Annotated in this window: 22 protein-coding genes; 17 read left to right on the forward strand and 5 right to left on the reverse strand. The window is 39.2% G+C overall.

Annotated elements, in window-relative coordinates:
• Positions 1–400 precede the first annotated feature (400 nt).
• From AAEM60_RS11030 to AAEM60_RS11040, 3 genes are all read left to right on the forward strand, one after another.
• Positions 401–1,363, forward strand: a complete 963-nt coding sequence (locus tag AAEM60_RS11030) for a GNAT family N-acetyltransferase (RefSeq protein ID WP_341357919.1) — start codon at positions 401–403, stop codon at positions 1,361–1,363.
• A gap of 81 nt (positions 1,364–1,444) precedes the next feature.
• Positions 1,445–2,359, forward strand: a complete 915-nt coding sequence (locus AAEM60_RS11035; protein WP_299741226.1) for a ferritin family protein — start codon at positions 1,445–1,447, stop codon at positions 2,357–2,359.
• Between the two features lie 38 nt (positions 2,360–2,397).
• Complete coding sequence (locus AAEM60_RS11040) at positions 2,398–2,613, forward strand: hypothetical protein (RefSeq protein ID WP_299741227.1); 216 nt, start codon at positions 2,398–2,400, stop codon at positions 2,611–2,613.
• 44 nt (positions 2,614–2,657) lie between these two features.
• On the opposite strand, the gene AAEM60_RS11045 is transcribed toward AAEM60_RS11040, so the two are convergent.
• Entirely contained in the window at positions 2,658–3,275 is a 618-nt protein-coding gene (locus tag AAEM60_RS11045) for an acetate uptake transporter (protein ID WP_299741228.1), read from the reverse strand.
• A 33-nt stretch (positions 3,276–3,308) separates the two neighbouring features.
• Positions 3,309–3,566, reverse strand: a complete 258-nt coding sequence (locus tag AAEM60_RS11050) for a hypothetical protein (RefSeq protein WP_341357920.1) — start codon at positions 3,564–3,566, stop codon at positions 3,309–3,311.
• Between the two features lie 499 nt (positions 3,567–4,065).
• On the opposite strand from AAEM60_RS11050, the gene AAEM60_RS11055 reads away from it, so the two are divergent.
• The 14 genes from AAEM60_RS11055 (at position 4,066) to AAEM60_RS11120 (ending at position 19,934) form a co-directional block, all read left to right on the forward strand.
• Positions 4,066–7,230, forward strand: coding sequence for a DEAD/DEAH box helicase (locus tag AAEM60_RS11055; RefSeq protein WP_341357921.1), 3,165 nt, complete (start codon positions 4,066–4,068; stop codon positions 7,228–7,230).
• Between the two features lie 337 nt (positions 7,231–7,567).
• Complete coding sequence (locus AAEM60_RS11060) at positions 7,568–9,073, forward strand: spore germination protein (RefSeq protein ID WP_341357922.1); 1,506 nt, start codon at positions 7,568–7,570, stop codon at positions 9,071–9,073.
• A gap of 21 nt (positions 9,074–9,094) precedes the next feature.
• Complete coding sequence (locus tag AAEM60_RS11065) at positions 9,095–10,297, forward strand: Ger(x)C family spore germination protein (RefSeq protein WP_341357923.1); 1,203 nt, start codon at positions 9,095–9,097, stop codon at positions 10,295–10,297.
• Positions 10,298–10,302: 5 nt separating this feature from the next.
• Positions 10,303–10,539 carry a hypothetical protein gene (locus tag AAEM60_RS11070; RefSeq protein ID WP_299741233.1) on the forward strand — a complete coding sequence of 79 codons (237 nt, stop codon included), beginning with the start codon at positions 10,303–10,305 and terminating at the stop codon, positions 10,537–10,539.
• 20 nt (positions 10,540–10,559) lie between these two features.
• Positions 10,560–11,663 (forward strand): endospore germination permease, encoded by a 1,104-nt coding sequence (locus AAEM60_RS11075; RefSeq protein ID WP_299741234.1) that lies wholly within the window; start codon positions 10,560–10,562, stop codon positions 11,661–11,663.
• 75 nt (positions 11,664–11,738) lie between these two features.
• Positions 11,739–12,875: an endospore germination permease gene (locus AAEM60_RS11080; protein WP_341357924.1), complete on the forward strand. Its 1,137-nt coding sequence runs from the start codon at positions 11,739–11,741 to the stop codon at positions 12,873–12,875.
• An 82-nt stretch (positions 12,876–12,957) separates the two neighbouring features.
• The gene (gene mgtE / locus AAEM60_RS11085) at positions 12,958–14,316 is read left to right on the forward strand and encodes a magnesium transporter (protein WP_299741236.1); all 1,359 of its coding nucleotides are present in this window, start codon (positions 12,958–12,960) and stop codon (positions 14,314–14,316) included.
• Between the two features lie 247 nt (positions 14,317–14,563).
• A complete protein-coding gene (locus tag AAEM60_RS11090; protein WP_341357925.1) occupies positions 14,564–15,184 on the forward strand; it encodes a TetR/AcrR family transcriptional regulator in 621 nt (206 codons plus the stop codon).
• Between the two features lie 26 nt (positions 15,185–15,210).
• A complete protein-coding gene (locus AAEM60_RS11095; RefSeq protein WP_299741238.1) occupies positions 15,211–16,095 on the forward strand; it encodes an ABC transporter ATP-binding protein in 885 nt (294 codons plus the stop codon).
• 6 nt (positions 16,096–16,101) lie between these two features.
• Positions 16,102–16,893: an ABC transporter permease subunit gene (locus AAEM60_RS11100; protein WP_341357926.1), complete on the forward strand. Its 792-nt coding sequence runs from the start codon at positions 16,102–16,104 to the stop codon at positions 16,891–16,893.
• 15 nt (positions 16,894–16,908) lie between these two features.
• Positions 16,909–17,703: an ABC transporter permease subunit gene (locus AAEM60_RS11105; protein ID WP_341357927.1), complete on the forward strand. Its 795-nt coding sequence runs from the start codon at positions 16,909–16,911 to the stop codon at positions 17,701–17,703.
• 223 nt (positions 17,704–17,926) lie between these two features.
• Complete coding sequence (locus AAEM60_RS11110) at positions 17,927–18,589, forward strand: type 1 glutamine amidotransferase domain-containing protein (RefSeq protein ID WP_299741241.1); 663 nt, start codon at positions 17,927–17,929, stop codon at positions 18,587–18,589.
• Between the two features lie 65 nt (positions 18,590–18,654).
• Positions 18,655–18,948: a putative quinol monooxygenase gene (locus AAEM60_RS11115; protein ID WP_341357928.1), complete on the forward strand. Its 294-nt coding sequence runs from the start codon at positions 18,655–18,657 to the stop codon at positions 18,946–18,948.
• Positions 18,949–19,058: 110 nt separating this feature from the next.
• Positions 19,059–19,934 carry a LysR family transcriptional regulator gene (locus AAEM60_RS11120; protein ID WP_341357929.1) on the forward strand — a complete coding sequence of 292 codons (876 nt, stop codon included), beginning with the start codon at positions 19,059–19,061 and terminating at the stop codon, positions 19,932–19,934.
• A gap of 48 nt (positions 19,935–19,982) precedes the next feature.
• Here AAEM60_RS11120 and AAEM60_RS11125 read toward each other — a convergent pair whose 3' ends face one another.
• The 3 genes from AAEM60_RS11125 to AAEM60_RS11135 all read right to left on the reverse strand — a co-directional run bounded on the left by AAEM60_RS11125 (position 19,983) and on the right by AAEM60_RS11135 (position 25,253).
• A complete protein-coding gene (locus tag AAEM60_RS11125) occupies positions 19,983–20,477 on the reverse strand; it encodes a DinB family protein (RefSeq protein WP_299741244.1) in 495 nt (164 codons plus the stop codon).
• A gap of 134 nt (positions 20,478–20,611) precedes the next feature.
• Positions 20,612–22,063, reverse strand: coding sequence for an MDR family MFS transporter (locus AAEM60_RS11130; RefSeq protein WP_341357930.1), 1,452 nt, complete (start codon positions 22,061–22,063; stop codon positions 20,612–20,614).
• A 130-nt stretch (positions 22,064–22,193) separates the two neighbouring features.
• The gene (locus AAEM60_RS11135; RefSeq protein ID WP_341357931.1) at positions 22,194–25,253 is read right to left on the reverse strand and encodes an efflux RND transporter permease subunit; all 3,060 of its coding nucleotides are present in this window, start codon (positions 25,251–25,253) and stop codon (positions 22,194–22,196) included.
• Positions 25,254–25,282 lie beyond the last annotated feature (29 nt).

The following is a 25,282-nucleotide window of genomic DNA, read 5'->3' on the forward strand; positions in this document are numbered from 1 at the left end:
CTGCAAAGTGAAGTTGGTTGAAGTAAAAGATGAAAATGTGAAAAAAGAATGTTGTCAAAAATAAAAATGAAGCCCTCGTTTTCTAACGCAGGGCTTAAACTTCTTTTATTGATATGGTAATAAAGAGAGTTTGCGAAGATCTACTTTCAAATCAATGAGTCGGGGTTTCGGTTAAATGAAAGCCAATATACTTCAACGCAGATTCTAAATTGCGTACCTTAACAATAGGTAGTTGAGATAATTGTCCGTTCTCCTCTTCATGAATCGCAATATTTAAGTTATAATTTTCCATATATTGAAATTCGAAGAGAAGAAATGAAGGGGGCAATCCGTTATTTGAAAAACAATGCAGATCTGTTACCTAATGACCAATTAATTTGAGATAAAGAGGAGAAACAAAATGAGTACAATCACTATAGAAAAAGCACGAATAGAAGATGCAGAAATCCTTACAGATATAAAGAGAAAAGTGTTCAATGCTGAAAAGGAAAGATGGCTTTCATATGCAGAGAATGTCGTCGATTACAATATTCAGCCACCTGGCTACGACTCCATAGAGATGGGAAAGTATATGATCCGTGAATTGGATTATTTCAAAATCCTATATCAAGAAGAGCTTGTGGGAGGCGTGATTGTCACATTGGCAGGAAAGCACCGTGCGAGAGTCGATCGGATTTTTGTCGATCCGGATTTCCAGGGGAAAGGAATTGGTTCTTCTACGATAAGATTAATAGAAGAGGAGTTTCCACAGGTAATATCGTGGGAACTTGAGACATCCAGTCGGCAGCTGAATAATCATGCCTTTTATGAGAAGATGGGGTACAAGAAAATCTTTGAATCAGAAGATGAATTCTGTTATGAGAAATGTATCCAAGTCGATGCTACAGTAGAAGTTGATACGAGGGAGATTCTCATTCAAGGTGATACATTGAGACAAGGGAACCTTTCTCGGCTGCAAGTAGAACAGAGCAATATGACGGAGACGGATTTCTATGGAATCAACGGCAGTCACTTAACATTCAGCAACAGTAACCTAAAGGGAGCTCAATTTAGCAATTGCAATCTCAGTGAAACCCGCTTTCAAAATATTAATTTTAAAAAATCCCTGATTGCTGATTTGAATTTTTCACATAGTGAATTCGCCCATGTGTCTTTAGGGGGCGTGTATGTTCATGACACGACTCTTGGAGAAGAAGGTGAACCTGTACGTTTTGAGCGCTGTGATCTTAAAGGAAGCCATTTTAAAAGTTGCAATCTGAATGATGTTAGGTTAATAGATTGTGAGACGGAGGGAATGAGGATCAATAATATTTTGGTGAAAGATCTTCTGGAGGCGTATGAAGTAGTACATAAGAAGAGGTAAAGTGAAAATATCCAGACACCCGATTTAGGCTGAAGTCATAAGATACTTAATGACAGACCGAAAAGAGAGGTGTCTTTCTATATGAATCCTTATCAATTTTATCGTCAATTCAAACCTTTTTATTTAGATGGTTACTCGCGGGTTCAGGAGAATCATTCACTGATAAAAGATATACAAAAGGCAATTAACGGAGAATATAGTGCGATCGCTTGTTATAAAAAACTTGCTAAATTGGCGCCAACCGAAGAAGAGAAAAATCGCATTCGAGAAATCCGAAATGATGAAATGCGCCATTTCAAAGCTTTCAGTGATATCTATACGAATATAACAGGAGTCCCGCCCACTCCTCAATTGCAAGAAGGTTGTCCTGATTCATACAAAAAAGGTCTTGAGTTTGCCATAAAAGACGAGCAAGAAACGGTTGATTTCTATTTAGAGATTGCCGATGGAGCCAAAGATACCTATATTAAGGAAACATTCCGTCGTGCTGCTGCCGATGAACAGAATCATGCCGTTTGGTTTTTGTTTTACTTTATCAAGAACCAAGGAAGCTGGAGACAGGAGAGGCAGATGAATTACGGCGCAAAAGGAGCACTTGAGGCAACTTCACTCACTGTTCCTCAAATGCTCGTTTATGCCTTGCAGGACGAATATCTCGCTCAGGCTAGATACGATCGAATCATACAGAATTTCGGTAATGTTCGAACCTTCTTAAGAATAAAGGAAGCCGAGCTGCGACATATTACAGCTTTGCAAACCCTATTCCAGCGCTATGGTGTGTCATTGCCTGAAGATCATTCTCAAGCTTATACTTTAACTCCAGATTCGATTAAGAGTGCATACGCAGCAGGAGTACAGGGTGAAATTGATAATATAGCTATGTATAATAAATTCCTGACTTACAATCTTCCTCAAGATGTAAGGTTTGTTTTTACACAATTGAGAGATGCTTCACAGAATCATTTAGCAGCTTTTGAGAGAGGGTTAGCCAGATGAAGTGACCGCCTGGATGGGTGTTTTTTTGTGGAGTGGGTTTGAGGAGGGAAAGGACCCACCATAAAAAAGCGAAGATATGGGCCATACGTATCATCGTATTTATCGATGGTTCAAAGAGAGCGAATACCAACCTTATAGAGAACCGAATGTTGAATATTTCGATGATCTTCCCATCAAGCATGAAAGATACCCCCAGTGACCGGGATTTAGAGGAGCCTCATTTCGGCATCCTGATTCCCGTATTGAAAAAATAATGGAAAAAGAGATAGATGAGCATTTCATCTATCTCTTTTTCCAGTTACTTAAATATCCCGAATGGCTTTCCTACTGGAAGTGTTTCTCTCCCAAAGTGGGTGTTCAACACACTTGCAGCAGAGCCGTAAAAGCTGAATAATGCAATGAACAACTCAGAAATGGCCGCTAATTTATGCATGGCTTCAGGTGCAATTCCAAGTGTAGACAGCGAAAGCCCGATAAATAGGAAATCAATCAGGACAAAAATAATGAACAAGACCTTATGTGTTTCCATGGCGCCAACGGTCATGAAAATACTGAAAATCAGATAGCCGATATATGCAATCCCCAGTTGGCGTGGATCGACTGCAGCAGCCGCTGCATCTCCAAACACACCGAATGAAATTAACCAGGATGTTCCTACTCCAAGCCAAAATAAGCCGAATGCTCCAAATGCAGTGAATCCGAATGTATTATTATGTTTTGCATCTCCAAAGCATGCAATCAGCTGTGCAATTCCACCAAGGAAAATTGCCCATGGTAATACAAATGAAACTCCATCCGTCCATCCAAGTTTCGCTGAAGAAGCGACAAGAGTAACCATAGCTAGTCCAAAAAGTCCAATAGCAGATGGATCGGCTGATGCTATTTGAACTCGCTGAGTATTTTGTATTTGATTCATGATGATACCTCCTATTAAACATACTTGACTAATTTACATAAAAAAGTCTCCATATGCAATAGAAAATATTATGTAAGCATAACTTTCATTAAAAAGATGGTATTTTGGGTGTGGTTTAGGTATAAAATTGGGTTTCGCTGATAAAATGAAGATTCCGCTGATATATTTTGGATTTCGCTGATAAAATGAAAATTTCGCTGATAAAATTTTCTCATTCACTAATCCAGCTAACAAAACTTCATCAAAAGAGTCGATTTCAACAAGATTACGACTCATCCAATAAAAATTCATCAAAAACCTCCTAACTAATGAAAAAAATCCCGGATTATCCGTAAAAAGATAATCCGGGAGTTCCTCCTTCTGACCGTATACCCAATTCACAACAAAAAAACGCATGAATTGAGTCTATCCTACATACATATCAACAGGGGACAAATATTTTACTCGAGCGTTCCTCTAGAAGGGGGTGAGGACGGTGGAGAACTACTTTATTTTCATGCTCATATTTCAAGCAGGAAGTTTCATCATTTCGTTGTTGAATCATATTGAAAAGTAGAGGGCTCCTTATAAGTTTTTCCGGACTATGACTGGCCTCATAGTTCGGTTTTTTTTTCTGTCGGATCGCTTCCCTTATAGTCTATGTAGATCACCTCGGGAATATACGTTTCTATTAAAATAGCAATCGATGATGTACTGTTTCTAAATTTGCCTATTGTTGTTATCATAAGAATATTGAAGAAATCCAATCAGGGAACATACATATAAACATTTCCAGGAAGGAACCAGACAATTGAAGGTCATACAACAAAAACTCATAAAAGAACGATGCGGTACCGTTTCTTTCAAAAGGGGAGTGGGCTATTACCGTTCTAATAAAGTCAAGATAGTCGAGTTCAGTTCAAATTATTGTGGAGCGACCGTTATGGGAGAGGAAGATTTCCACGTAACCGTTACAGGGGGAGCTAATGGAGAAATCCAAGCAAAGTGCAGCTGCCCCAAACTGGCATCTTTCGATAAAGATTGTCAACATATCGCAGCTGTCCTACTCGCCATTCAATATAAGCAACGTAGTGGAAATAGCCAAGAACGGGCAGTAACAGAAGAATTTTTCACCTTGTTTCACGATGAACCCATACGATCCACTGGTCACCAGAGGCATTTTGAAAACAGACAAGTTTTGCAATGTGAAATAATGATTAAGCCTGTAACCTTAATAACAGGTGGAGCTATGATCGGGATTGAATTAACGATACACTCTATCATGGTTCAACAGGTTAGAGAGTTTCTTCAGAGCATTAAAGAAGGAGTTCCCTTTCATCTTTCAGAATCATTTATTTTCAATCAACAACTTCATTGCTTTGCAATCGAAACCGATGATGTGATTCAACAGCTTATAAAAGTGTCCCAGGAAGAAACAATATACTCTTCGTCTGAAATGAACAATAGTGAACAATTACTTATACCACCATCATCATGGGAGCGGCTTTTACCATTACTTATAAAGGCGCCAGGGGTCAAAGTAGAGCAAAGCCAGGACACAGTTGAGGGGATCAAACTATTGAGGACCCCGCTTCCATTAAAGTTCCAATTTGGTCAAATTGAGAATGGAAGCTATCGATTACACATAACCGGGTTAAACAATATGGTCGTCCTGGATGAATATCAAGCCGTTCTTCATAAAGGAACATTGACCCAACTGGACACCAGGGATTGCAAGCGTCTATCCGAATTAAAGCGACTTCTCACCGAATCAGGAACAGACTCGATTCCCATTCCTCAAACCCAAATAGGCGTCTTTCTAGAGAAAGTAGCGATTGGATTAAAGAAATTGGGAGAGGTAACAATCTCGGACGACATTTCCAGAAAGTTGGAAAGTGCACCGCTTGTTGCAAAGCTGTATCTTGACCGGGTGAAGAATCGCTTGCTCGCCGGACTTGAATTTCATTACGAAAATGTAGTGATTTACCCGTTGGAAAATAGGGAACCCCCTTCAAGTTCTGTGTTAATCAGGGATGTTGAAAAAGAAGATGCCATCCTTGAATTAATGGAAGAGTTCTCTTTTGGAAAAACAGAAGGCGGTTACTTTTTACACAATGAAGATTTAGAATATGAGTTTTTAACCTATGGTGTGGCGAAGGTTCAGAAGCTTGTCCAAATCTATGCAACTACAGCAGTGAGAAACCGTGTCTTTAAAGGAAATAAAGGTCCGAAAATCCAGGTCAAGGTGAAGAAAGAACGAATGAACTGGCTGGAATTCAAGTTTGAAATGGATGGGATTCCTGACCGACAGATCATGGAGATCCTTGAGGCATTAGAAGAAAAACGTAAATATTACCGGATGCGAAACGGGTCTCTTCTGTCACTGGAATCCAATGAGTTTCAAGACATCCAGCGATTTCTTCATACGTCACAAGCGGAAAAAAATGATTTAATCAAGGGACTTGAGCTGCCATTGCATCAAAGTCTTCAACTACTGGATTCAGTTGATGTGAGCCACACGTTCAAATTAGGGGAATCATATAAAGAGTTCCTACAACATATCATGAACCCCGGCAGTATGGAGTTTTCCGTTCCACCAAACTTGAACACACTTTTGAGGGATTATCAAAAAACCGGCTATCTATGGATGAAAACGCTGGCCTTTTATGGTTTGGGGGGGATATTAGCCGACGATATGGGGTTAGGGAAAACCATTCAAAGCATTTCTTATATCGTTTCGGAGTTAGAAGAGATTAGGACGCTGAAACTTCCGGTTCTGATTGTTTGTCCTTCGTCCCTCACGTATAACTGGCAAAGTGAATTTATGAAGTTTGCTCCTGAAATACAAGCAGTGATTCTGGATGGAAATCAATCAGAACGAAGGAAGAAGCAGAAAGGGTTAAAGGATGTCGATGTGATCATCACTTCCTATCCGTTACTTCGAAGTGACATCAAGTGGTACGAGCAACAGAAATTTCACACGGTGTTTTATGATGAGGCTCAGGCGTTCAAAAATCCAATAACGCAAACTGCAAGAAGTGTAAAGAAGATTATAGCCAATCACCGTTTTGCATTAACCGGCACCCCTGTTGAGAATTCACTCGAAGAGTTGTGGTCAATCTTTCACGTAGTATTTCCGGGATTATTTCGAGGGCTTAAAGATTATAGTCGTCTTACAAAAAAAGATATCGCCAAAAGAACACGCCCGTTTGTCCTGCGCAGGATGAAGGAGGATGTCTTGTCAGAACTTCCGGAAAAACAGGAGATCATGGAATCGGCGGAACTGCTGCCTCCTCAAAAGGAATTGTACGCTGCTTATTTAGCCAAGCTACGTCACGATACACTTAAGCATTTGGATAAAAATACTTTGAGGAAAAACAGAATCAAAATTCTGGCTGGTATTACGCGGCTTCGACAAATATGCTGTCATCCAGGTTTATTTGTCGAGGGCTACGAGGGAACATCGGCTAAATTTATTCAGCTCATGGAGATTTTGGAAGAATCAAGGCTTTCAGGCAGAAGGGTATTGATTTTTTCACAGTTTACTAAAATGCTTGAGTTCATCGGTAGAGAGCTTTCGGAGAAGGGACAGACCTTCTTTTACCTTAATGGATCAACTCCTTCTGAAGAGCGGGTAGGCATGTGCAACAGATTTAATGAAGGCGAGCGCGACCTGTTCCTTATTTCGTTGAAAGCGGGAGGTACGGGACTTAACTTAACAAGTGCCGATACCGTCATCCTCTATGATACATGGTGGAATCCTGCTGTCGAAGAGCAAGCAGCCGATAGAGCCCACCGCATGGGTCAAAAAAATGAGGTGCAAGTCATCAAGCTCATCGCCCGCGGCACCATTGAAGAAAAAATGAATGAGCTGCAAGAAAAAAAGAGACACCTCATTCAAGAGGTGATCGATCCTGATAAAAAAATCGTTTCTTCCATCACGGAAGATGAGCTTAGAGGAATATTATCAGTTTAAAACGTTGGATGATAAAGGTGGGGCTTCTATAATGAAGCCCCACCTTTTATATTTATACTCATGCTGAATTTTACAATGAGGGTACGAGCATACGAATAAATTAGAAATAAATAAGCATGATAAATGGGAAAGAATAGAAAGTTTCATGCGATGAAGATATGGTTGTTTTTTTCAAAGTGCTTGTGATTTATTAAGAGAAATGATGTAAGATTTTTCTTGCCGAAACATGTTGAAAATTTGTACATAAAGTCAGGTGTAATTCATGCGACGCAGTTCAAAAACTAATAAGGAAGAAAAGATAGATTCGACCTCCACAATAAACGAGGATTCCTCAAAAGTGAATCAATTACATGCAAACCTAGAAGAAAATCTACATTCCATCTCAAAAGCAATTGGAAATAGTGATGATGTAGTCATAAGGAAAATTAAAATAGGAAAAGAAAGATGTATGGATGCAGGAATCATTTATACAGATGGAATTGTTGACACAAAATCAATCAATGATTTTATCTTAGAATCTCTTATGATCGATTTTGATTATGAAATAAATGATCATTCTGAGATGGATTTGGTGGATCGTTTGAGAGATTCTGTTGTTGCTGTTGGAAATATTCAAGATTTAAATGACTTTGAGACATTATATTCTTCACTCTTTTCTGGGCACGTCATCGTATTAATGAATGGATTTAAGAGAGGAGTCACGATTGATTTAAGTGGAGGAAAGGACAGGGAGGTATCAGAAGCCACTCAGGAAACTGTTGTTAGAGGTCCGAGGGAAGCGTTCACGGAGTCTTTACGGACGAATACAGCTTTGATAAGACGAAAAATCAATGATTATAATCTTTGGGTAGAGTCTAAAAGGATTGGTAAAGTCACAAAAACGCAGGTATCTGTTATGTACATTAAAGGGATCGTCAATGACAAAGTGCTGGAAGAGGTAAGAGAACGTCTTGATCGAATAGAGATCGATGGGATTTTAGAAAGCGGCTATATTGAAGAATTGATTGAAGATAAGACATTCTCTCCATTCCCTACAATATATAACACAGAACGCCCAGACGTAGTTGCCGCTTGCCTATTAGAAGGACGTGTAGCCATCTTGGTAAATGGTACTCCCTTTGTTTTAGTGGTGCCTTCATTATTCACACAGTTTTTCCAAGCTGCTGAAGACTATTATCAAAGGTGGGATTTTAGTACCCTCATACGTTTTCTTCGTTTAATTAGCTTTTTTATTGCTTTATTAGCTCCTTCAATTTTTATTGCTGTTACTACGTATCATCATGAAATGATACCCACCCCACTCCTTATTAGTCTCGCATCTCAGCGTGAAGGTGTTCCATTTCCTGCTTTTGTGGAAGCACTAATGATGGAAGTGACGTTTGAAATATTACGGGAAGGCGGTATAAGAATGCCGAGAGCCATCGGGCAAGCCGTCTCGATTGTTGGCACATTGGTCATTGGAACAGCAGCGGTAGAAGCGGGAATCGTATCCGCTGCAATGGTCATTGTAGTATCTATTACAGCAATCGCGAGTTTCGTTGTACCATCTAACAATATGGGTATCTCCATCAGGATGATTCGTTTTATATTTATGGGGCTGGCTGCGTCATTTGGTATTTTCGGGATTACCGCTGCATTTATAGCAATGATACTCCATTTATGCAGTTTACGTTCGTTCGGCGTTCCTTATATGAGTCCTTTTGGGCCGTTCAATGTTGAAGATCAAAAGGATTCCCTATTCAGATTCCCTCACTGGGGATTGGTTTCACGTCCACATTTAATGAATCAGCAAAATGTGAATCGCGAAGATAGTCCGGCTCCAACCCCGCCAGATAATCAATAAATGATAGATGGAGGTTGTTAGATGATTGGGAAAACAATAACTCTCCTTTGCATTTGTCTTTTGATTCTTTTTACTACAGGTTGTTGGAACCGGGTTGAGTTAAATGAACTGGCCATAAGTGTAGGACAAGGAATCGATAAAGAGGATGATAAATACAAAGTATCTACACAAATTGTTATTCCAAGTGAAGTTGCTTTAAAAGCAGGTGCGACTTCTGGAATACCCGTAACCCTCTTTACAGGGACAGAAGAAACCGTATTTGAAGCAATGCGGGAAATAACGACCGTCAGTCCGAGAAAGATTTATCATTCTCATCTCCGAATCCTTGTCATCGGGGAAGAACTGGCCAAAGAAGGAATAGGGAAAGTGTTGGATTTTTATGCAAGGGACCATGAATATCGGACGGATTTCTATATCGTCATTGCCAAGGACACGACTGCTGAGAATATATTATCTATGTTAACTACAATTGAGAAAATACCCTCAAATAATATGCTGTCTTCTCTGGAAACTTCAGAGAAGACATGGGCACCAACAACTTCCGTTACCTTACATGAACTTATCCGGAGCTTGGTGACAGAAGGAAAGAGTCCTATACTGACAGGTATTGAAATTATTGGTGATCCTTCTATTGGAGATAATGTTCAGAACATTGAACAAATTGATCCTGCAGCCTATTTAAAATATTCCGGAATAGCGGTATTCAAGAGAGATCGAATGTTGGGATGGTTAAACGAGGAACAGAGCAGAGGGTATAACATCATAATGGATAATGTAAAAAACACGGTGGCTAATGTCCAGTGTCCGAGTGAAGGGGAATTGAATTTCGAAGTTATACAGTCAAAAACGAAAGTGAAAGGAGACGTAGAAAATGGAATACCCAAGATTGATGTTTCGATCGAGGCAGAAGGAAATATAGGGGAAGTGAAATGTGCCATTGATTTAACAAAACCTAAAACTATTTATGAGTTAGAGAAGCTAGCAGAGGAAAGTTTTATAAAACTTACTAAAGGAACAATCAAAACGGTTCAGGAAGATTTCGGAGTGGATATTTTCGGATTCGGGGATATCATTCATCGTTCTGACCCTGAATTATGGAAAAAGCTTAAAAAGGATTGGAATGAAAAACACTTCACAGACCTTGAAGTGAATGTGAAAGCTGATATAAAAATTCGCCGTTTAGGTAAGATAGGAAACTCATTTTTACCTGAAATGAAGGAGTGACCATAATGTGGTCAACGCTGGGAATTGTTATTGTAGCTATCCTCATTATTATGGCTGAAGTACCTTCCCTTTTAAAAAATAAAGCTAAAAGAGAGCTATGGGTATTTTCTGTTCTACTCGTTATAGGAGTTGGATTAAGCATAGCAAGATGTTTAAATATCAGTATCCCAAATCCCTTGGACGTACTCAGCATTGTATATAAACCTTTCAGTGATTTGCTCACGTCGATGTTAAATTCATAGTAAATGAGGTGTAAATTCTTTTGGATAACAAAAAAATAGATCTTCCTCAGTTTACTATACTTGTAACACTCATTACCATTGGAGATTCTATTCTGGTATTACCTGCAATACCAGCTGCATTAGCTAAACAAGACGCCTGGATATCAGCGATTCTCGGATTACTAATTGGTTTACTTGTCGTCTATTTATTGGGTACGGTAGGGAAACTATATCCTCATTTAACATTAGTGGAATATAACGAAAAAATCCTTGGAAAGTGGCCTGGAATTGTTGTTTCGATTCTATTTATTTTTTACCCGCTCCTTTCTGTTGCAGCACATGTAAGAGAAATCGGGGATTTTACAACAACACATATCATGACTAATACACCTGTGTTAATGGTTAACCTGTTATTTGTAGTCATTATCGTCATGGGGGCACGACTGGGTATCGAAGTGATTGCGAGATCAGGAGAAATTTTTTTCTTTTTCTTTACGCTCCTATTTGTAGTATTTGTTATAGCACTTGTTCCATTAATTGATTTGAAGAATGTGCAGCCTATTCTTGAGGGCGGGATAAAACCCGTCATTAACGGTGCCTTTACAGTGGTGGCCTTCCCTTTTATGGAGTTAGTAGTGTTTTTAATGGTATTACCCTATGTAAATCATCAAAAAAAGATCAGAAAAAGCTTTCTCATAGGTTCTTTATGTGGGGGGCTTGTATTAGTCATTATCATTGCTTTTACGATTCTAATTCTGGGATACGATCTTACACAAAGGTCTTTTTATCCTACATTTGCTTTAGCCAAAATAATCAGGATTGGTGATTTTTTGGAAAGGATAGAAGTGATATTAGCCGTCATGTGGATTTTAACCACTTATTATAAGATTACGTTCTATTTTTATATTTTGAACGTAGCATTAGCCCAAATTGTAAGAATAAAGGAATACAAGGTACTCCTCTATCCTATGGGTATGATTATCACTGTACTTTCAATCGTCATTTCTCCAAATGCAGCCTATTTTAATGATACGATTTCAAAATACTGGCCTTTTTATGACAGTACATTTAGCGTATTATTACCTTTGCTTCTATTGATTGTTGCATTCTTAAGAAAAAAACATGAAAAGATAGGTTATAACTAAGAGAAGAGTAATACACATCATTGAACAAGGCGAAAGAAACGTTTAGTTATTGAGTAGTTGTAATCTTTTTACTGTGTGGGTGTAAGGGAGGGATGTCATATCACAACATACAAAATAAATTCAACCCAGTTATTCGTATTGATTTTCTTGTTTGAATTGGGAAGTTCAATCATCGTCGGACTAGGATTTGATGCAAATCAGGATGCATGGTTGGTGATTCTATTGGCGATGATAGGGGGAATCATTCTTTTCCTTTTGTATGAATACCTTTTTAAACAGTATCCCAATCTTCCACTAACCGAATATGTGGAAAAGATAGTAGGGAAATACCCTGGAAAAGTTATTGCTTTTATGTATATTCTTTATTTTTTCTACATTGCGGGAAGGGTATTGCGGGATTTCGGAGACCTCCTCATCACAACCACACTTAGTCAAACACCATTAATGGTGATCAATTTACTCATGGTACTTTTGGTGGTATACGCTTACTACTTAGGAATCGAGGTTATTGCGAGAACAGGCAATATATTTTTCATTATCTTAACGATCCTCGCTTCATTGTTTTTTATATTCGTATTTATCGATCGCCTCCCGCAATTGGAGCATCTTCAGCCTGTACTTGAGCAAGGCTGGATTCCCGTTTTAAAAACAGCATTTCCCTTAACTTTAACATTCCCTTTCGGCGAAATAATCGTGTTTACAATGATTTTCCCATTCTTAAATCGAAAGGAAAAGGTATTGAAGACAGGGCTTTTTGCAGTAATATTTAGTGGTACAGTACTCATCGTAACCATGAGTGTCATCTTAGGTGTACTCGGGCCAACTATAGGAAAAAACACAGAATTCCCCCTTATGGAAGCAATAGAAAAAGTGAATATTGCCCAAATAATCCAACGTTTAGATCCTATCGCCCTGGGGATTTTCATTATAGGTGTCTATTTTAAAATCACCCTTTTCTTTTTTGCAGGAATGTACGGGTTTGAGAGATTGTTTCGAATCAAGAAGCAAAAATTCTTTTTAGTGCTAACCGGTACAGCCCTTCTTTCAAGCTCGGTTTTTATGGCTGAAGGGTTTACACAGCATCTACAAATAGGACTGAAAGTTGTTCCGTTATATGTACATATGCCATTTCAGGTATATATTCCATTATTATTATTTCTAATTTTGGTAGTGAAAAGAGCATACAAACAAAGGAGTCGTTCATTGCAATAGGTCAATGTAAGTTAATCCAAATCAAAAACATGAAAAGGTGTTAAGGTGAGCAGCAATAAACTCTATAGCAAGGAGTAAACATATGACGTTGTCGATGACTGAAAATGAAATCACACTTGCCATTATCCAAAGCCTCAAAGACGGTAAAAAAAATGCGTTTCTCGAAATAATAGAAGAATTGCAGCCTTATGACATAGCTCAGCAATACTCAAATGTACCTTCTAAACACCAAAACAAATTCCTATTATTTTTAACATTAGAGCAATTAACTGAATTCATTCAGGAAATCGATAAAGAAAATCAATTAGTGGTGTTACAAAAGCTGGGAATTGAAAAATCAACCAAAGTCCTGGACTTAATGGAAAACGATAATCTGGCTACTTTATTAACAGACCTTGAACCTGAGAAGATTGAAGAACTCTTGTCAGAGATGAATCAAGAGGAATCTCAAGTCGTTATGAATTTAATGAATTACCCCCCAGAAACGGCTGGTAGAATAATGAACAACCGCTATGTATGGATTCCAAAGGACTATACAGTCCGTGAGGCGGTTGATAAACTGAAGGATTTCGCCGAATTGGCTGAATACCTTAACTACCTGTATGTGATCGATGAAGAAAAGAAACTAATCGGCGTTATTTCTTACAAAGATTTGTTACTAGGGGAACTGCAGGATAAAATTGAAACGATTATGTACAGCAGAGTGGTAAAAGTAGATGTCTATACTGACCAGGAAGAAGTAGCAAAAATGATTAGTCGATATGATTTCATTACGATCCCGGTCATTGAGGAAGATGGGAAATTGGCTGGTGTCATTACCGTTGACGATATTATCGATGTGGTCATTCAAGAAGCAAATGAAGACATAGAAAAGTTATCAGCTTCAGGAAAATCAATTGACTTCAATACCAAACCATTAGTAGCTGCCTATCGTCGATTACCCTGGTTGATTCTGTTATTATTCATTGGACTCGTTTCAGGAAGCATTATAAATATGTTTTCCGCAACACTAGAGCAAGTCGTGGCACTCGCTTTCTTTATGCCCATGATTGCTGGTATGACGGGCAATACCGGAACTCAATCACTTGCTGTAGTCGTAAGGGGCCTGGTTTCAAATGACTTAGATTTCGGGCAAGTGCTGAAGCTGATCATCCGTGAGCTATCGGTTGGCATCATCATTGGAGTGACATGCGCGGTGATGATATCCATCATTGCATTTGTTTGGCAAGGAAATGTCATATTGGGTGCAGTAGTAGGGAGCTCCTTACTCATCACACTAGTTATTGGAACGTTGGCAGGTACAATTATTCCACTGATTCTATACAAGTTTAATGTTGACCCTGCTGTAGCTTCCGGTCCTTTAATTACAACAATCAACGATATCTTGTCTCTTATGATCTATTTTGGGATTGCTACCATGTTTATTACGAGATTAATGTAAGTTTTCTCAAATAGTTGAGAATCATCAAGAATTAGCACGTAACGATTACAAAAAGCTCTTAAATCATGAGCTTTTTTTTTATTTGAGGAGACTAATAAGGAATAGCTTCTCTAATTCTTCAAATGACCTTTTTTGAAAATGCTACTATTATACAAAAATAACATTGACCAAATTGGTCAAAAATGGCTATAATGAAATTGACCAATATGGTCAAACGCCTGTCCCTTTATAGGAGGATGAGAAAGTATTGTTTAAAACATTGAACTTAGATCCTGAGAAAGAAGAAAGGATCATTAATGCAGCAACTCAAGTTTTTGCGAAGAATAGTTACCAAAATGCCTCAACAAACGAGATCGTCAAGGAAGCAAAGATATCAAAGGGAATTTTATTTCATTATTTTAATAGCAAAAAGGATTTGTATGTCTCACTGTATGAACATCTAGCTGACTTATTCACTGAGAAGATTTATGAGCGTATTGACTGGAACGAGCGCGATATTTTCGTTACGATTCGCGCAGTAACGTTGATAAAGTTTGAGCTTTTTGCCGTTTACCCACATCTGATAAATTTTCTTACTAGTGCATTTATCGAAGAAGCACCGGAAGTAAAAGATGATATCGAACAGATTAAAGCCAAAATGGTGGAGAACAGCTTTGCAAAATTATTTTCGAACATAGATACAACTAAATTCAAAGAAGGCGTCGATGTGAAAAAAGCGATTCAAATTATTTATTGGACGTTTGAAGGAATTGCCAATCAACAACAGCAAAAAGCTAAGACACTATCCGTAGAAGAAATTAAACAAGAAGAAGTGCTGGCTGAAGTTGATTCCTACATCGAATTATTGAAGGCATCATTTTACAAATAGACAGTTGGAAAGTGAGGATGAGATTCATGAATGTGATTGAAATTAATGAATTAACGAAAACGTATGGAAAGTCGAGAGGGATTACGGATATCAGTTTCCAAGTAAAAGAAGGGGAAATCTTTGGCTTTATCGGTCCTAACGGGGCAGGGAAATCTACGACGATTCGAACCCTCCTTTCGCTGATTCATCCGACGAGCGGCAGTGCGAAAATATTTGGAAAAGATTGTGTTGAGTTCGCTCCAGAGATTGCGAAGGAAGTTGGATATCTACCATCTGAAGTATTCTATTACGACAATATGAAGGTGATGGACCTCCTCAAGTATTCTGCCAGTTTCTACAAGAAAGACTGCACGAAGAGGATTAAAGAATTGGCCGAAGTGCTGAACTTAGATTTAACGAAGAAGATTGATGATCTCTCACTTGGAAACAAAAAGAAAGTGGGAATCATTCAAGGGTTGCTTCATGAACCTAAACTCATTATCCTCGATGAGCCAACATCAGGACTGGATCCATTAATGCAGCAAAAATTCTTCGAACTGCTTCAAGCTGAAAATAAGAAGGGAGTCACCATTCTATTTTCTTCTCATATATTAAGTGAAGTTCAGCGACTATGCGATCGAGTAGCGATCATTAAAGAAGGAAAAATCGTTCAAGTCGAAAAGATCAGTACGTTAAAAGAAAACAACCATAAAAAATTCAAACTTGAATTAAAAAGTGATGTAGATCAATCATACTTCGAGCTTGAAGGCGTGAGCAATCTTGAAGTGAATCAAAATCATGTCAGCTTCCTGTTCAGGGGGGATATCAACTCGGTGATGAAGAAGATTTCCTCTATCCAAATTGCCAATCTATGGATAGAGGAGCCGGATTTAGAAGAAATCTTCATGCACTATTACGAAAAGGAGGCTTGATACTCTATGAATATCTTTCTGTATGAACTGAAGGCTTATCGTAAGTCAACGTTTATTTGGACCGTTTCACTCGTTGTGTTAGTGATCCTGTTTATGGCGATGTTTCCTTCTATATCTAAAGAAATTGATGAATTTAAGAAACTCCTGGAAGGATTCCCAGAAGGAGTGAGAAAAGCGTTAGGTATTCAGGTCGACAGTATCGGTTCTCTAAATGGTTATTATTCGTATATCTTTTTGTACATCACACTATGCGGTGCGATTCAAGCCATGAATCTTGGAATCTCAATTAGTTCTAAGGAAATTCGTGAAAAGACAGCCGACTTTCTATTGACCAAACCAGTTACCCGGACGAAGATCCTTGCTTCTAAAATACTCGCAGCTTTAACATCGCTGCTTTTTACAAATATCGTGTATGTGGTTGCAGCAGTCATTGTGGCGAACGTGGTAAAAGTGGAGAATTTCAGTCTGTATGTATTCTTGCTGATTTCTCTAACTCTACTATTCACCCAATTGATTATGTTTGCCATCGGAATCATCATTGCCGTAGTATTTCCAAAGGTGAAATCGGTAATCAGCTTATCGCTTGGCGTCGTGTTTGCCTTTTTTCTAATTGGTATGGTTGCAGCTGCTGAGGAGACAACTCGTTATTTTTCTCCATTTAAATACTTTGACTATAGCTATATTTTGAACCAAGAGGGATATGAATGGTCATTCCTGATCTTAGGGATCTTCTTGATTGTCCTTTCACTGATCGGAAGCTTCGTTATTTACAACAAAAAAGATATCCATACGGTATAAGGGGAGGGGAACAAGATGAACGTATATATTAGAGAAATGAAGGCTCACCGCAAATCCCTCATCATTTGGTGCATAGGGATGGTAGCGTTGATCGGTTCGGGGATGGGGAAGTTTGCAGGATTCTCTTCTTCAGGTCAATCCATGAATGAGCTAATGGCCCAAATGCCTAAATCACTCCAAGCATTTCTAGGCGTAGGTAGTCTCGATATGTCGACGGCCAGTGGATTTTATGGAGTACTCTTTCTGTATATAGTGTTGCTCTCTACCATTCATGCTGCAATGATTGGTGCAACAATCATCTCAAAGGAAGAAAGGGATAAAACCGTAGAGTTTTTGTTCGTTAAACCCCTGCCCAGGAAGAAAATCATAGTGATTAAATTGTTGGCAGCTCTCACGCAAGTCGGGATTCTGTTGATCATCACATGGTCAGCTTCTTTATTCATAGTAGGAAGCTATAGTGATGGAGAGCACATCATCAGCGATATTGGAATGACCATGGTAGGAATGTTTATATTACAAGTACTATTTTTAGTAATCGGAACAGCGATTGCAGCTTTGACCAAAATGCCTGGAAAAGCCGCTACATTAGCAACAGGTGTTTTATTAGCCACCTTCATCCTTTCCTTTGCCATAGACTTGAGCGGAAAACTCGAAGGCTTGAAATATCTCACACCATTCAAATACTTTGAAGCGAAGAATGTGATGGATGGTGGTTTGGAATCGGGATTCGTAGGAATATCAGTTGTTTTGATAGGCGTGCTGGCAGTATCTACGTTTGTGTTTTATGATAAGCGGGATTTGAATGTGTAGGCAAAGAAGCCCATCCTTATTTAAAAGGATGGGCTTTTTTATATAGTCTGAATTTGAAGTAGAGTCAACGTCACTGGTAAGAACCCACAAGTATAAAAACTTTTCGACTAAAGCTATAAATATATTTATACTAATAACCAAATTAACTAATTTGTATTATGTATCATCCCCCATTACAATTAACTTCGTAAGGTAAACAAATATAAATTTGGAGGGATAAATAATGAGTAAAAATATATTAATGGTCGTTACAACGGCTGACAAGATGAATGAGGACCATAAAACAGGACTTTGGTTATCGGAATTTGGTGAAGCATATGTTGAATTTGCTCGTTTAGGGTATTCCGTTACAGTAGCAAGTCCACTGGGTGGAAAAGCACCGGTTGATGCCCGCAGCTTAGAGGGGGATACCCCTCAAGACATATTAGACACAGCGAAGTATCTGGAAAACACGTTGAAACTTGAAGATATCATAGATCATTCTCAATTTGATGCTATTTTCTTACCAGGTGGGCACGGGACGATGTTTGATCTGCCGGATAATTCAAAACTTCAAGATATCATTCGAGAATTATACGAAGGGGATAAAGTGGTAGCGGCTGTATGTCACGGACCCGCTGGACTAGTCGGAGTGAAATTATCAGATGGAACCCCATTAGTAGCAGGGAAAGCAGTTACAGCTTTTACAGATGAAGAAGAGAAGGAAACGACACTAGATCGCTTTATGCCTTTCCTTTTAGAAACACGATTGCGCGAGCTTGGAGCAGAATTTGTTGCTACAGCAAATTGGACCGATCATATCCAAGTGGCCGGAAACATTATCACAGGTCAAAATCCACAATCAACTGTGAGTGTAGCAAAAGAAGTTGTAAAGAGATTAAGCTAACAGGTATAGGTTCATTACTTTTACAATAATACGTTGGTAGAATAATGATTGGCAGGAGGGCTAAAATGTCATCAATTACGATTACCGCAATCCTGACTGCAAAGCCTGGTAGGGAAGAGCAACTATATCAAGAATTAATCCAAGTGATAACACCTTCTCGCCGGGAAGATGGATGCATCGAATATTCGCTTCATCAATCATTAGCAAATAACGCGACCTTTGTTTTTTATGAAACATGGGAGAGTGAAGAAGCTCTGGCATCTCATATTGAATCTGAGCATTACAATCGTTATCGACAAAACACAGTAACACTGGTTGAGAAACGAGAAGTATATCGGCTGCAGAAAGTAGATATATAAGATGAGCACCGTCCTTTTGTGGACGGTGCTTTCAAATAAATTCTGTTATAGATATACTAAAAAAAGAATTAGCTGAGGATATAAAAATTTTATCGAAGGGAGTGATCACTATGATTGATTTTGAATGGTATCGCAGTTTTATTAGTATTTATAAGCATCGTTCCGTATCCGCTGCAGCGAAAGCGCGTATTTTGACTCAGCCAGCGATGAGCCAGCATCTATCGGCATTAGAGTCTGAAGTGGGCGAACCACTGTTTATCCGTGCACCACGTAAAATGATTCCCACGCTTAAGGGGAAAGAATTATATACGAAAATTGTGCCTCTCATTGAAAACCTAGAAAGCGCGACCCTTGAGATCAGACACGCTTATTCTAAAACGTCCCTTGCGCCCATCGTTCGGTTTGGTTCCCCTGCTGAATACTTCACGAAAGCAGTCATCCCTCAGTTGAAGGATATCGACATACGTTTTATCGTTCAATTTAGTACCGCCGGTTTATTATTGGAAAAGTTGGAGAAAGATGAACTCGACTTTACCATAACAACTCAAAAGCTGAACACGTCTTCGATTGAGTATGTCAAGATAGTAGAAGAAGAATTTGTTGTTGTCACACCGGCAAGCTATTCTTCAAGTGCCGTTGAAATTTCAGATATTGAAGTGTGGTTAATGGAACAGAAGTGGTTAAGCTATGGAGTCGAGCTCCCGATTGTTAGAAGATACTGGAGAGAACATTTCGGCAAGAGACCTGAAGTGCCACCGATTCACATTGTACCGGATCTTCGGACGATTCTAGAAGCGATTGAAAACGGTATGGGAGTAAGTATTCTTCCAACGTATTTATTAAAAGATAGTCTGGAGGCAAAGAGGTCAAAGGTAATGTTCCCTCATCTTTCCGTAAACAATACGATTTATGCTGCATATAAGATCGAACATCGGAGTAATCCAGTGATAGAGGGTATAGTCAAAAAGTTAAAGGGAGAAGAGTGATGAAAAAGGATCTTTTCCATAAGGGAAAAGATCCTTTTTCGAATAGATTTATAATTTTCCCTTTAGTTCTTCAATCTGCTCTAAATGCCTCTTCTCATGATATCCAATAAACGGTACCCATTCATCTAAACGGATAAGTCCGAAAACGGGATGGGGATATGCTTTTTTTTGTAGAGCTTCTTTATGTGTTGTATCCAGAAATGTTAGAAGGTCTTTTCGTGATTCTTCAAGTTTGTCCTTCATTTCTTGAAGTGTAAGGTTTTCTTCAGTAGGAACGACAAATGGAGGTGCATCTACTTTCGTCGACCGATTTACCGTATAGTGAATCGGCTTCGACGATACTTCCTGCTCTTCACCTCTAGCTAAAGTTGTTTGAATCGCTTTCGTCAACGATTTCTCCATTAGATACAGGTGATCAAGCACTTGCATGATTGTCCATCGGCCTTCTTCAATTCTTTTGTTCAATTCATCATTCGTTAAATCGCTCACACTATTCAATAGGTCAGAACGGATGTCCTCAATCATGGTAATCTCTTTATCCAAATAAGTTCCTCCTCATGGGTGGTTTCACCATCCATTTTACTCTTTTAGAGAGATTAACGTACAGTAATAGCACTTTTTAAAAAAAGCTCAGGAATCTGAGCTTTTCAGGTAATATGGTGTTTTGTTAACGTACTTTAACTTTCACTTCCAGTCTTTTCTCCTTCTCCATCAAAATCAGGAGCAACAGCTTTCCGGATAAATAACGAAATAAAGAAAGCGACAGCAGCTAAGGCAAGAGCAAACCAATAAGCATGATGTACACCGTAGGTCATGGCCTTGTTTAAGACTCCTTCTGTTAACTCACCCGATTGCCCTTCAATATACCCGGCCTGACTTTGAGTCATGATGCTGACAAAGATTGAAACACCTAAAGCTCCAGCGACTGGCTGCAGGGTGTTTGCAATGGCGGTACCATGTGGATATAAATGTTTCGGTAGTTCATTTAAACCATTCGTTTGTGCAGGCATCATGATGGCTGAAATGGAAAGCATCAAAACCATATAAAAAAGAACGAATAACCAGATCGGTGTAGATGGGTTAATTGTGCTAAAGAATATCATTACCCCGACTAATGTTAAGGTTCCTGGAATGATCAGTTTTCTTGGGCCGTACTTATCAAAAAGCGATCCCATCGTTGGAGACATTAGCCCATTTAAAAGTGCCCCGGGAAGTAATAATAATCCGGCTGCTTTTGCAGAGTATCCGAGAGGTCCTTGTAAATACATAGGCATGACGATTTCCGATGCAAACATAGCCATGATGACGATGACGAAAATCGATACTCCTCTCGCATAGCTTTTATAACGGAAAACACGAACATCGAGAAGTGGTTCATCAAGCTTTAACTGCCGTAAGACGAATAGAATCAAGCTTATTATCGCAATTGAAATAATCACAATGATTTTCAGAGACGTAAACCCTGCAGATTCTTCTCCCGCCGAACTAAATCCGTAAACAATTCCTCCAATACCAATCGAAGAAAGGATAATGGACAAGATATCCACACTTGGTCGAGTGATTTCGCCGACATTTTGTAAATATTTCAGAGCGAATAGAATAGAGAATACGGCGAAGGGAATGACCGTTATGAATAACCATCTCCACCCTAACAAGTCGACAATCACGCCAGAAAGAGTCGGTCCGATCGCTGGTGCAAACATAATCACCAGTCCAAACGTACCCATGATTTTACCACGGACTTCAGGCCTGTAAATAAGTAATAAGGCATTCATGATGACAGGAATGAGTAAACCGGTACCAACGGCCTGGATCATCCGGCCAGCAAGTAACATAGGGAAATTCAGGGCACATGCAGCAATCACCGTGCCTAGAAGAAACACACTCATTACACCAATAAACATTTGACGAGTCGTGAACCATTGGATAAGAAGGGCGGAGATTGGCATCAGCACACCCATCACGAGCATGAATCCTGTTGCTAACCACTGAACCGTGGGAGCATCGACGTTAAATACGGCCATTAATTCGGTTAGGGCGATATTTAACAACGTTTCATTTAATATGGCAAAAAAAGCACCTATCATAAACGTAATGAGGATCGCTTTTGAATTGATATTTGATGACATGTTGTTCCTCCATTAAAGATTAAAATAAAATACTTATCTATAATGCTTGATTTTGAATGATTTCTCAAGTGAATTGTTCCATATACCACGAAAAAGAGGGGTGTCACATGGACACCCCTCTAGACCATTCTTATGCTTCGCGCTTTCTTCTTCTAAAGCGGTGAAAGACAAGATACATCATCGGAACTATGATCAGCGTTAATACAGCTGAGAACAGGATACCTGAAATAATGGTAACAGCAAGTGGTGTAAAAAGGGCATCTCCACTGACTGCAACTGGAATAAGTGCAACAATTGATGTGAGAGCCGTTAATAGAATTGGGCGAATTCGGGTCCGTCCTGATTCCACGACAGCTTCTTTCACACCCATACCATTCTTCAATCCTTGCTCAATAAACTCAATTAACACGACAGAGTTCCTCACAACAATACCGGTTAATGATACCATACCCATAACACCCAGGAAGCTGATTGGGGTTTGAGTAACGAATAACCCTAGAATCGCACCTGCAATGGCAAGATAAACCGCGACAAGAACTAAGAACGGAAGTGATAAAGAATTAAATTGAAGGGCAATGACTAGATACACAAGGAAAATGACGATTGTAAATAGGACTGTAATCTCCGCAAAGAAGTCATTCTGAGCTTCATTCTCTCCACCTAATGTAATGGAATAATTGTTGTCGTCAAGGTTTTCTCGTACATCTTTCACGATATCCTGGACATTTTCTTTATAGTTCTCTTCATTCTCAGGGAAAGCACGAATCGTGATTGCACGCTCTCCGTCTTTATGAGGGATGAGTTGAAGCTCTTCTTTCTTCTCAGGAGTCACTAGCTCATCAAGTGAAATCAGCTTTGGTGGTCCAGCAGGATTAGCTATTTCAGCGGGAACCTCTAGAGAAGACAGGTCGACTTCTTCATCATTTCCTTCTAAAACCAGTGTCATATCACGTTTCGTAACACCATTATCAAAGGCTTTCATAGGAATGCCTTCTGTTGCCAATCGAAGCTGTTGGCTGATCTGATTGATTGTAATTCCATTTTCCTCAAGAAGCTCGCGGTTTGGAACATATTCAATCGTTGGCTCCATTTCTCCAACATTATCAACCACTAGATCAGTTTCCAGTTTTTCAATTTCAGATGAAATCGTGTCACGAAGTTCAATTAATTGTTCCATCTCAGGACCAGAAACCGTAACTGTAACGGGAGCTCCTGCAGGAGGACCTTGCTGGATCGTTTCCATGAAGATCTTCGCATCTGGATATTCTTCCCTCAGTTTGTCAGTCCACTCGTCAATCAGTCCTTGAGCCGTTTGGTTTTCACGATCGACTCTCGCGACCAATTGACCTGTATTTTGACCGGAATTTGAAAGAGAGCTGTTAAATAAGTTAGGTAGTCCCGTACCTGCAAACGCTGAAGTTTCATATACACCTTCGTCTGTTTTTAACAGTTGTTCCATGTCTTCTAAGGTGATAGCTGTTTCTTCAATCGTTGTACCGATTGGTAACGTTACATCAATCGTTACTTCTTCACGGTCAGCTGACGGGAAGAATTCAAACGGTGTAAGGGCAATGAGACCAAAGATGGCGGTTGTGAATACAAGGCCGATGAAAGATACCACGAAAGGTCTTTTTGAAAACTTTTTCAATACACTGTCAGCATAAAAATCAGCGAGCTTATTCAATGGCTTCCCTAATAAACCAGGAGCATCAGATACTTTTTTCGTTGTTTTACTGTAAAGCAGATATCTCAAGATTGGAACGAATATCAGCGCTACAAGTGTTGAAGCAATAATAGTCGTAATTAATACTGTAGGTAATGCCCTTATAAATGCCCCATTCCCCCCTGATAAGAAAACAAGTGGAAGGAAGGTGAACACTATGGCTAGAGAAGATGTCAGGATCGATACCCAAATTTCTTTTACCCCATTTATGGCTCCCATTAGTGCACGGTCGCCAAGCTTGTAACGACGTTGAATATTATCATTTACTACAATCGAGTCATCAACCAATATACCAAGAGCAATGATGGCACCGATGACAGATATTTGGTTTAAGTCCACGCCTGAAAACGGAAGTGGAATTAGACCTATAAGTACGGAAATCGGAACGGCTAAAGCAACGACGAACGCACCAGAAACCGTAAGTCCAAGAGCTGTAGTCAGGATGACCGCAACAACTGAAATGGCAAGTGACATAAATAATCCATCAAAAATGTCTGTTACAATCGATGCCTGAGAGTAATAAGGTTCAAGTTTCACATCAGATGGAAGAGACTTTGCCAGTTCATCCACTTTGTCGCTTACTTTCTCATCCACAGAAGGGATATCTTCCCCAGCCTGAACAAATGCTGTAAAGGATAGGGATGGCTTACCTTCAAATGTAACAATATCTTTTACTTCTTTAGACGAAACGTTAATGTTGGCTATATCTTGTAAATAGACCGATTCTCCTTGAGGGTTCTTACCAACAAAAAGCTCGTTCATTTCATCAAGAGTCGAGTAGTGATCCACCGTTAATTGAACGACTTCGTTATCGACTTCTTGCTTTCCTAGAGGAGTGGGATAGTATTCATCATTAATCGCACTCATGACAGTGGAAGGATTAAGTCCGGACTCTTTTAGTTCATCCTGTTTTAATTCAATGACAATTTCTTCTTCGGGTAATCCTTTTACCGTTACACTGGAGACACCAGTGATTTCCTTGACTTCTTCCTGCCAACGAGTCAATTGTTCACGAAGAGCGAAAAGTGACTCTTCACTATCACTTGTAAGGTGATACGAAACAATCGGCATTTTTACAGTGGATTCGTTAATTTCCGGATCGAATACCTCGTCAGGAAAAGAGGTGGAAGCATCTGAAACCGCTTGTCGAACATCTCCAAACACTTCTTTTTTGTTTTCTCCATCTTCAACCTCTACAATAATAGTAGAGAAACCGGCTGAAGAGGAGGAACTGATTTCTTTAATTCCATCAATGGATTGCAGAGAAGATTCGATGGGATTGGTCACTGTCCTCTCAACAGAGTCAACGGTTGCACCAGGATAAACGGTGCTGACCGTTCCAATGTTCACGCTTGTTTCAGGTATTTCTCTCTGTGGTAATTGTAGAAAAGTGAAAATACCGATAATCACAAATAATAAGATAAAAATCAGTGTGATTTTGGAACGGTTTAAAATAGCCTTCAACATAGATGTTGTCCTCCTTTAAAAATATTTGA

Origin of the sequence: Rossellomorea sp. y25, assembly GCF_038049935.1 — a bacterium.
Classification (GTDB): domain Bacteria; phylum Bacillota; class Bacilli; order Bacillales; family Bacillaceae_B; genus Rossellomorea.

Bases quoted from the DNA above. Each gene is read 5' to 3' on its own strand.
- AAEM60_RS11100 (WP_341357926.1), top strand. From the start codon at position 16,102: ATGAATATCTTTCTGTATGAACTGAAGGCTTATCGTAAGTCAACGTTT.
- AAEM60_RS11115 (WP_341357928.1), top strand. From the start codon at position 18,655: ATGTCATCAATTACGATTACCGCAATCCTGACTGCAAAGCCTGGTAGG.
- AAEM60_RS11030 (WP_341357919.1), top strand. From the start codon at position 401: ATGAGTACAATCACTATAGAAAAAGCACGAATAGAAGATGCAGAAATC.
- mgtE (WP_299741236.1), top strand. From the start codon at position 12,958: ATGACGTTGTCGATGACTGAAAATGAAATCACACTTGCCATTATCCAA.
- AAEM60_RS11105 (WP_341357927.1), top strand. From the start codon at position 16,909: ATGAACGTATATATTAGAGAAATGAAGGCTCACCGCAAATCCCTCATC.
- AAEM60_RS11065 (WP_341357923.1), top strand. From the start codon at position 9,095: ATGATTGGGAAAACAATAACTCTCCTTTGCATTTGTCTTTTGATTCTT.
- AAEM60_RS11110 (WP_299741241.1), top strand. From the start codon at position 17,927: ATGAGTAAAAATATATTAATGGTCGTTACAACGGCTGACAAGATGAAT.
- AAEM60_RS11070 (WP_299741233.1), top strand. From the start codon at position 10,303: ATGTGGTCAACGCTGGGAATTGTTATTGTAGCTATCCTCATTATTATG.
- AAEM60_RS11135 (WP_341357931.1), bottom strand. From the start codon at position 25,253: ATGTTGAAGGCTATTTTAAACCGTTCCAAAATCACACTGATTTTTATC.
- AAEM60_RS11050 (WP_341357920.1), bottom strand. From the start codon at position 3,566: ATGAATTTTTATTGGATGAGTCGTAATCTTGTTGAAATCGACTCTTTT.
- AAEM60_RS11045 (WP_299741228.1), bottom strand. From the start codon at position 3,275: ATGAATCAAATACAAAATACTCAGCGAGTTCAAATAGCATCAGCCGAT.
- AAEM60_RS11095 (WP_299741238.1), top strand. From the start codon at position 15,211: ATGAATGTGATTGAAATTAATGAATTAACGAAAACGTATGGAAAGTCG.
- AAEM60_RS11120 (WP_341357929.1), top strand. From the start codon at position 19,059: ATGATTGATTTTGAATGGTATCGCAGTTTTATTAGTATTTATAAGCAT.
- AAEM60_RS11035 (WP_299741226.1), top strand. From the start codon at position 1,445: ATGAATCCTTATCAATTTTATCGTCAATTCAAACCTTTTTATTTAGAT.
- AAEM60_RS11130 (WP_341357930.1), bottom strand. From the start codon at position 22,063: ATGTCATCAAATATCAATTCAAAAGCGATCCTCATTACGTTTATGATA.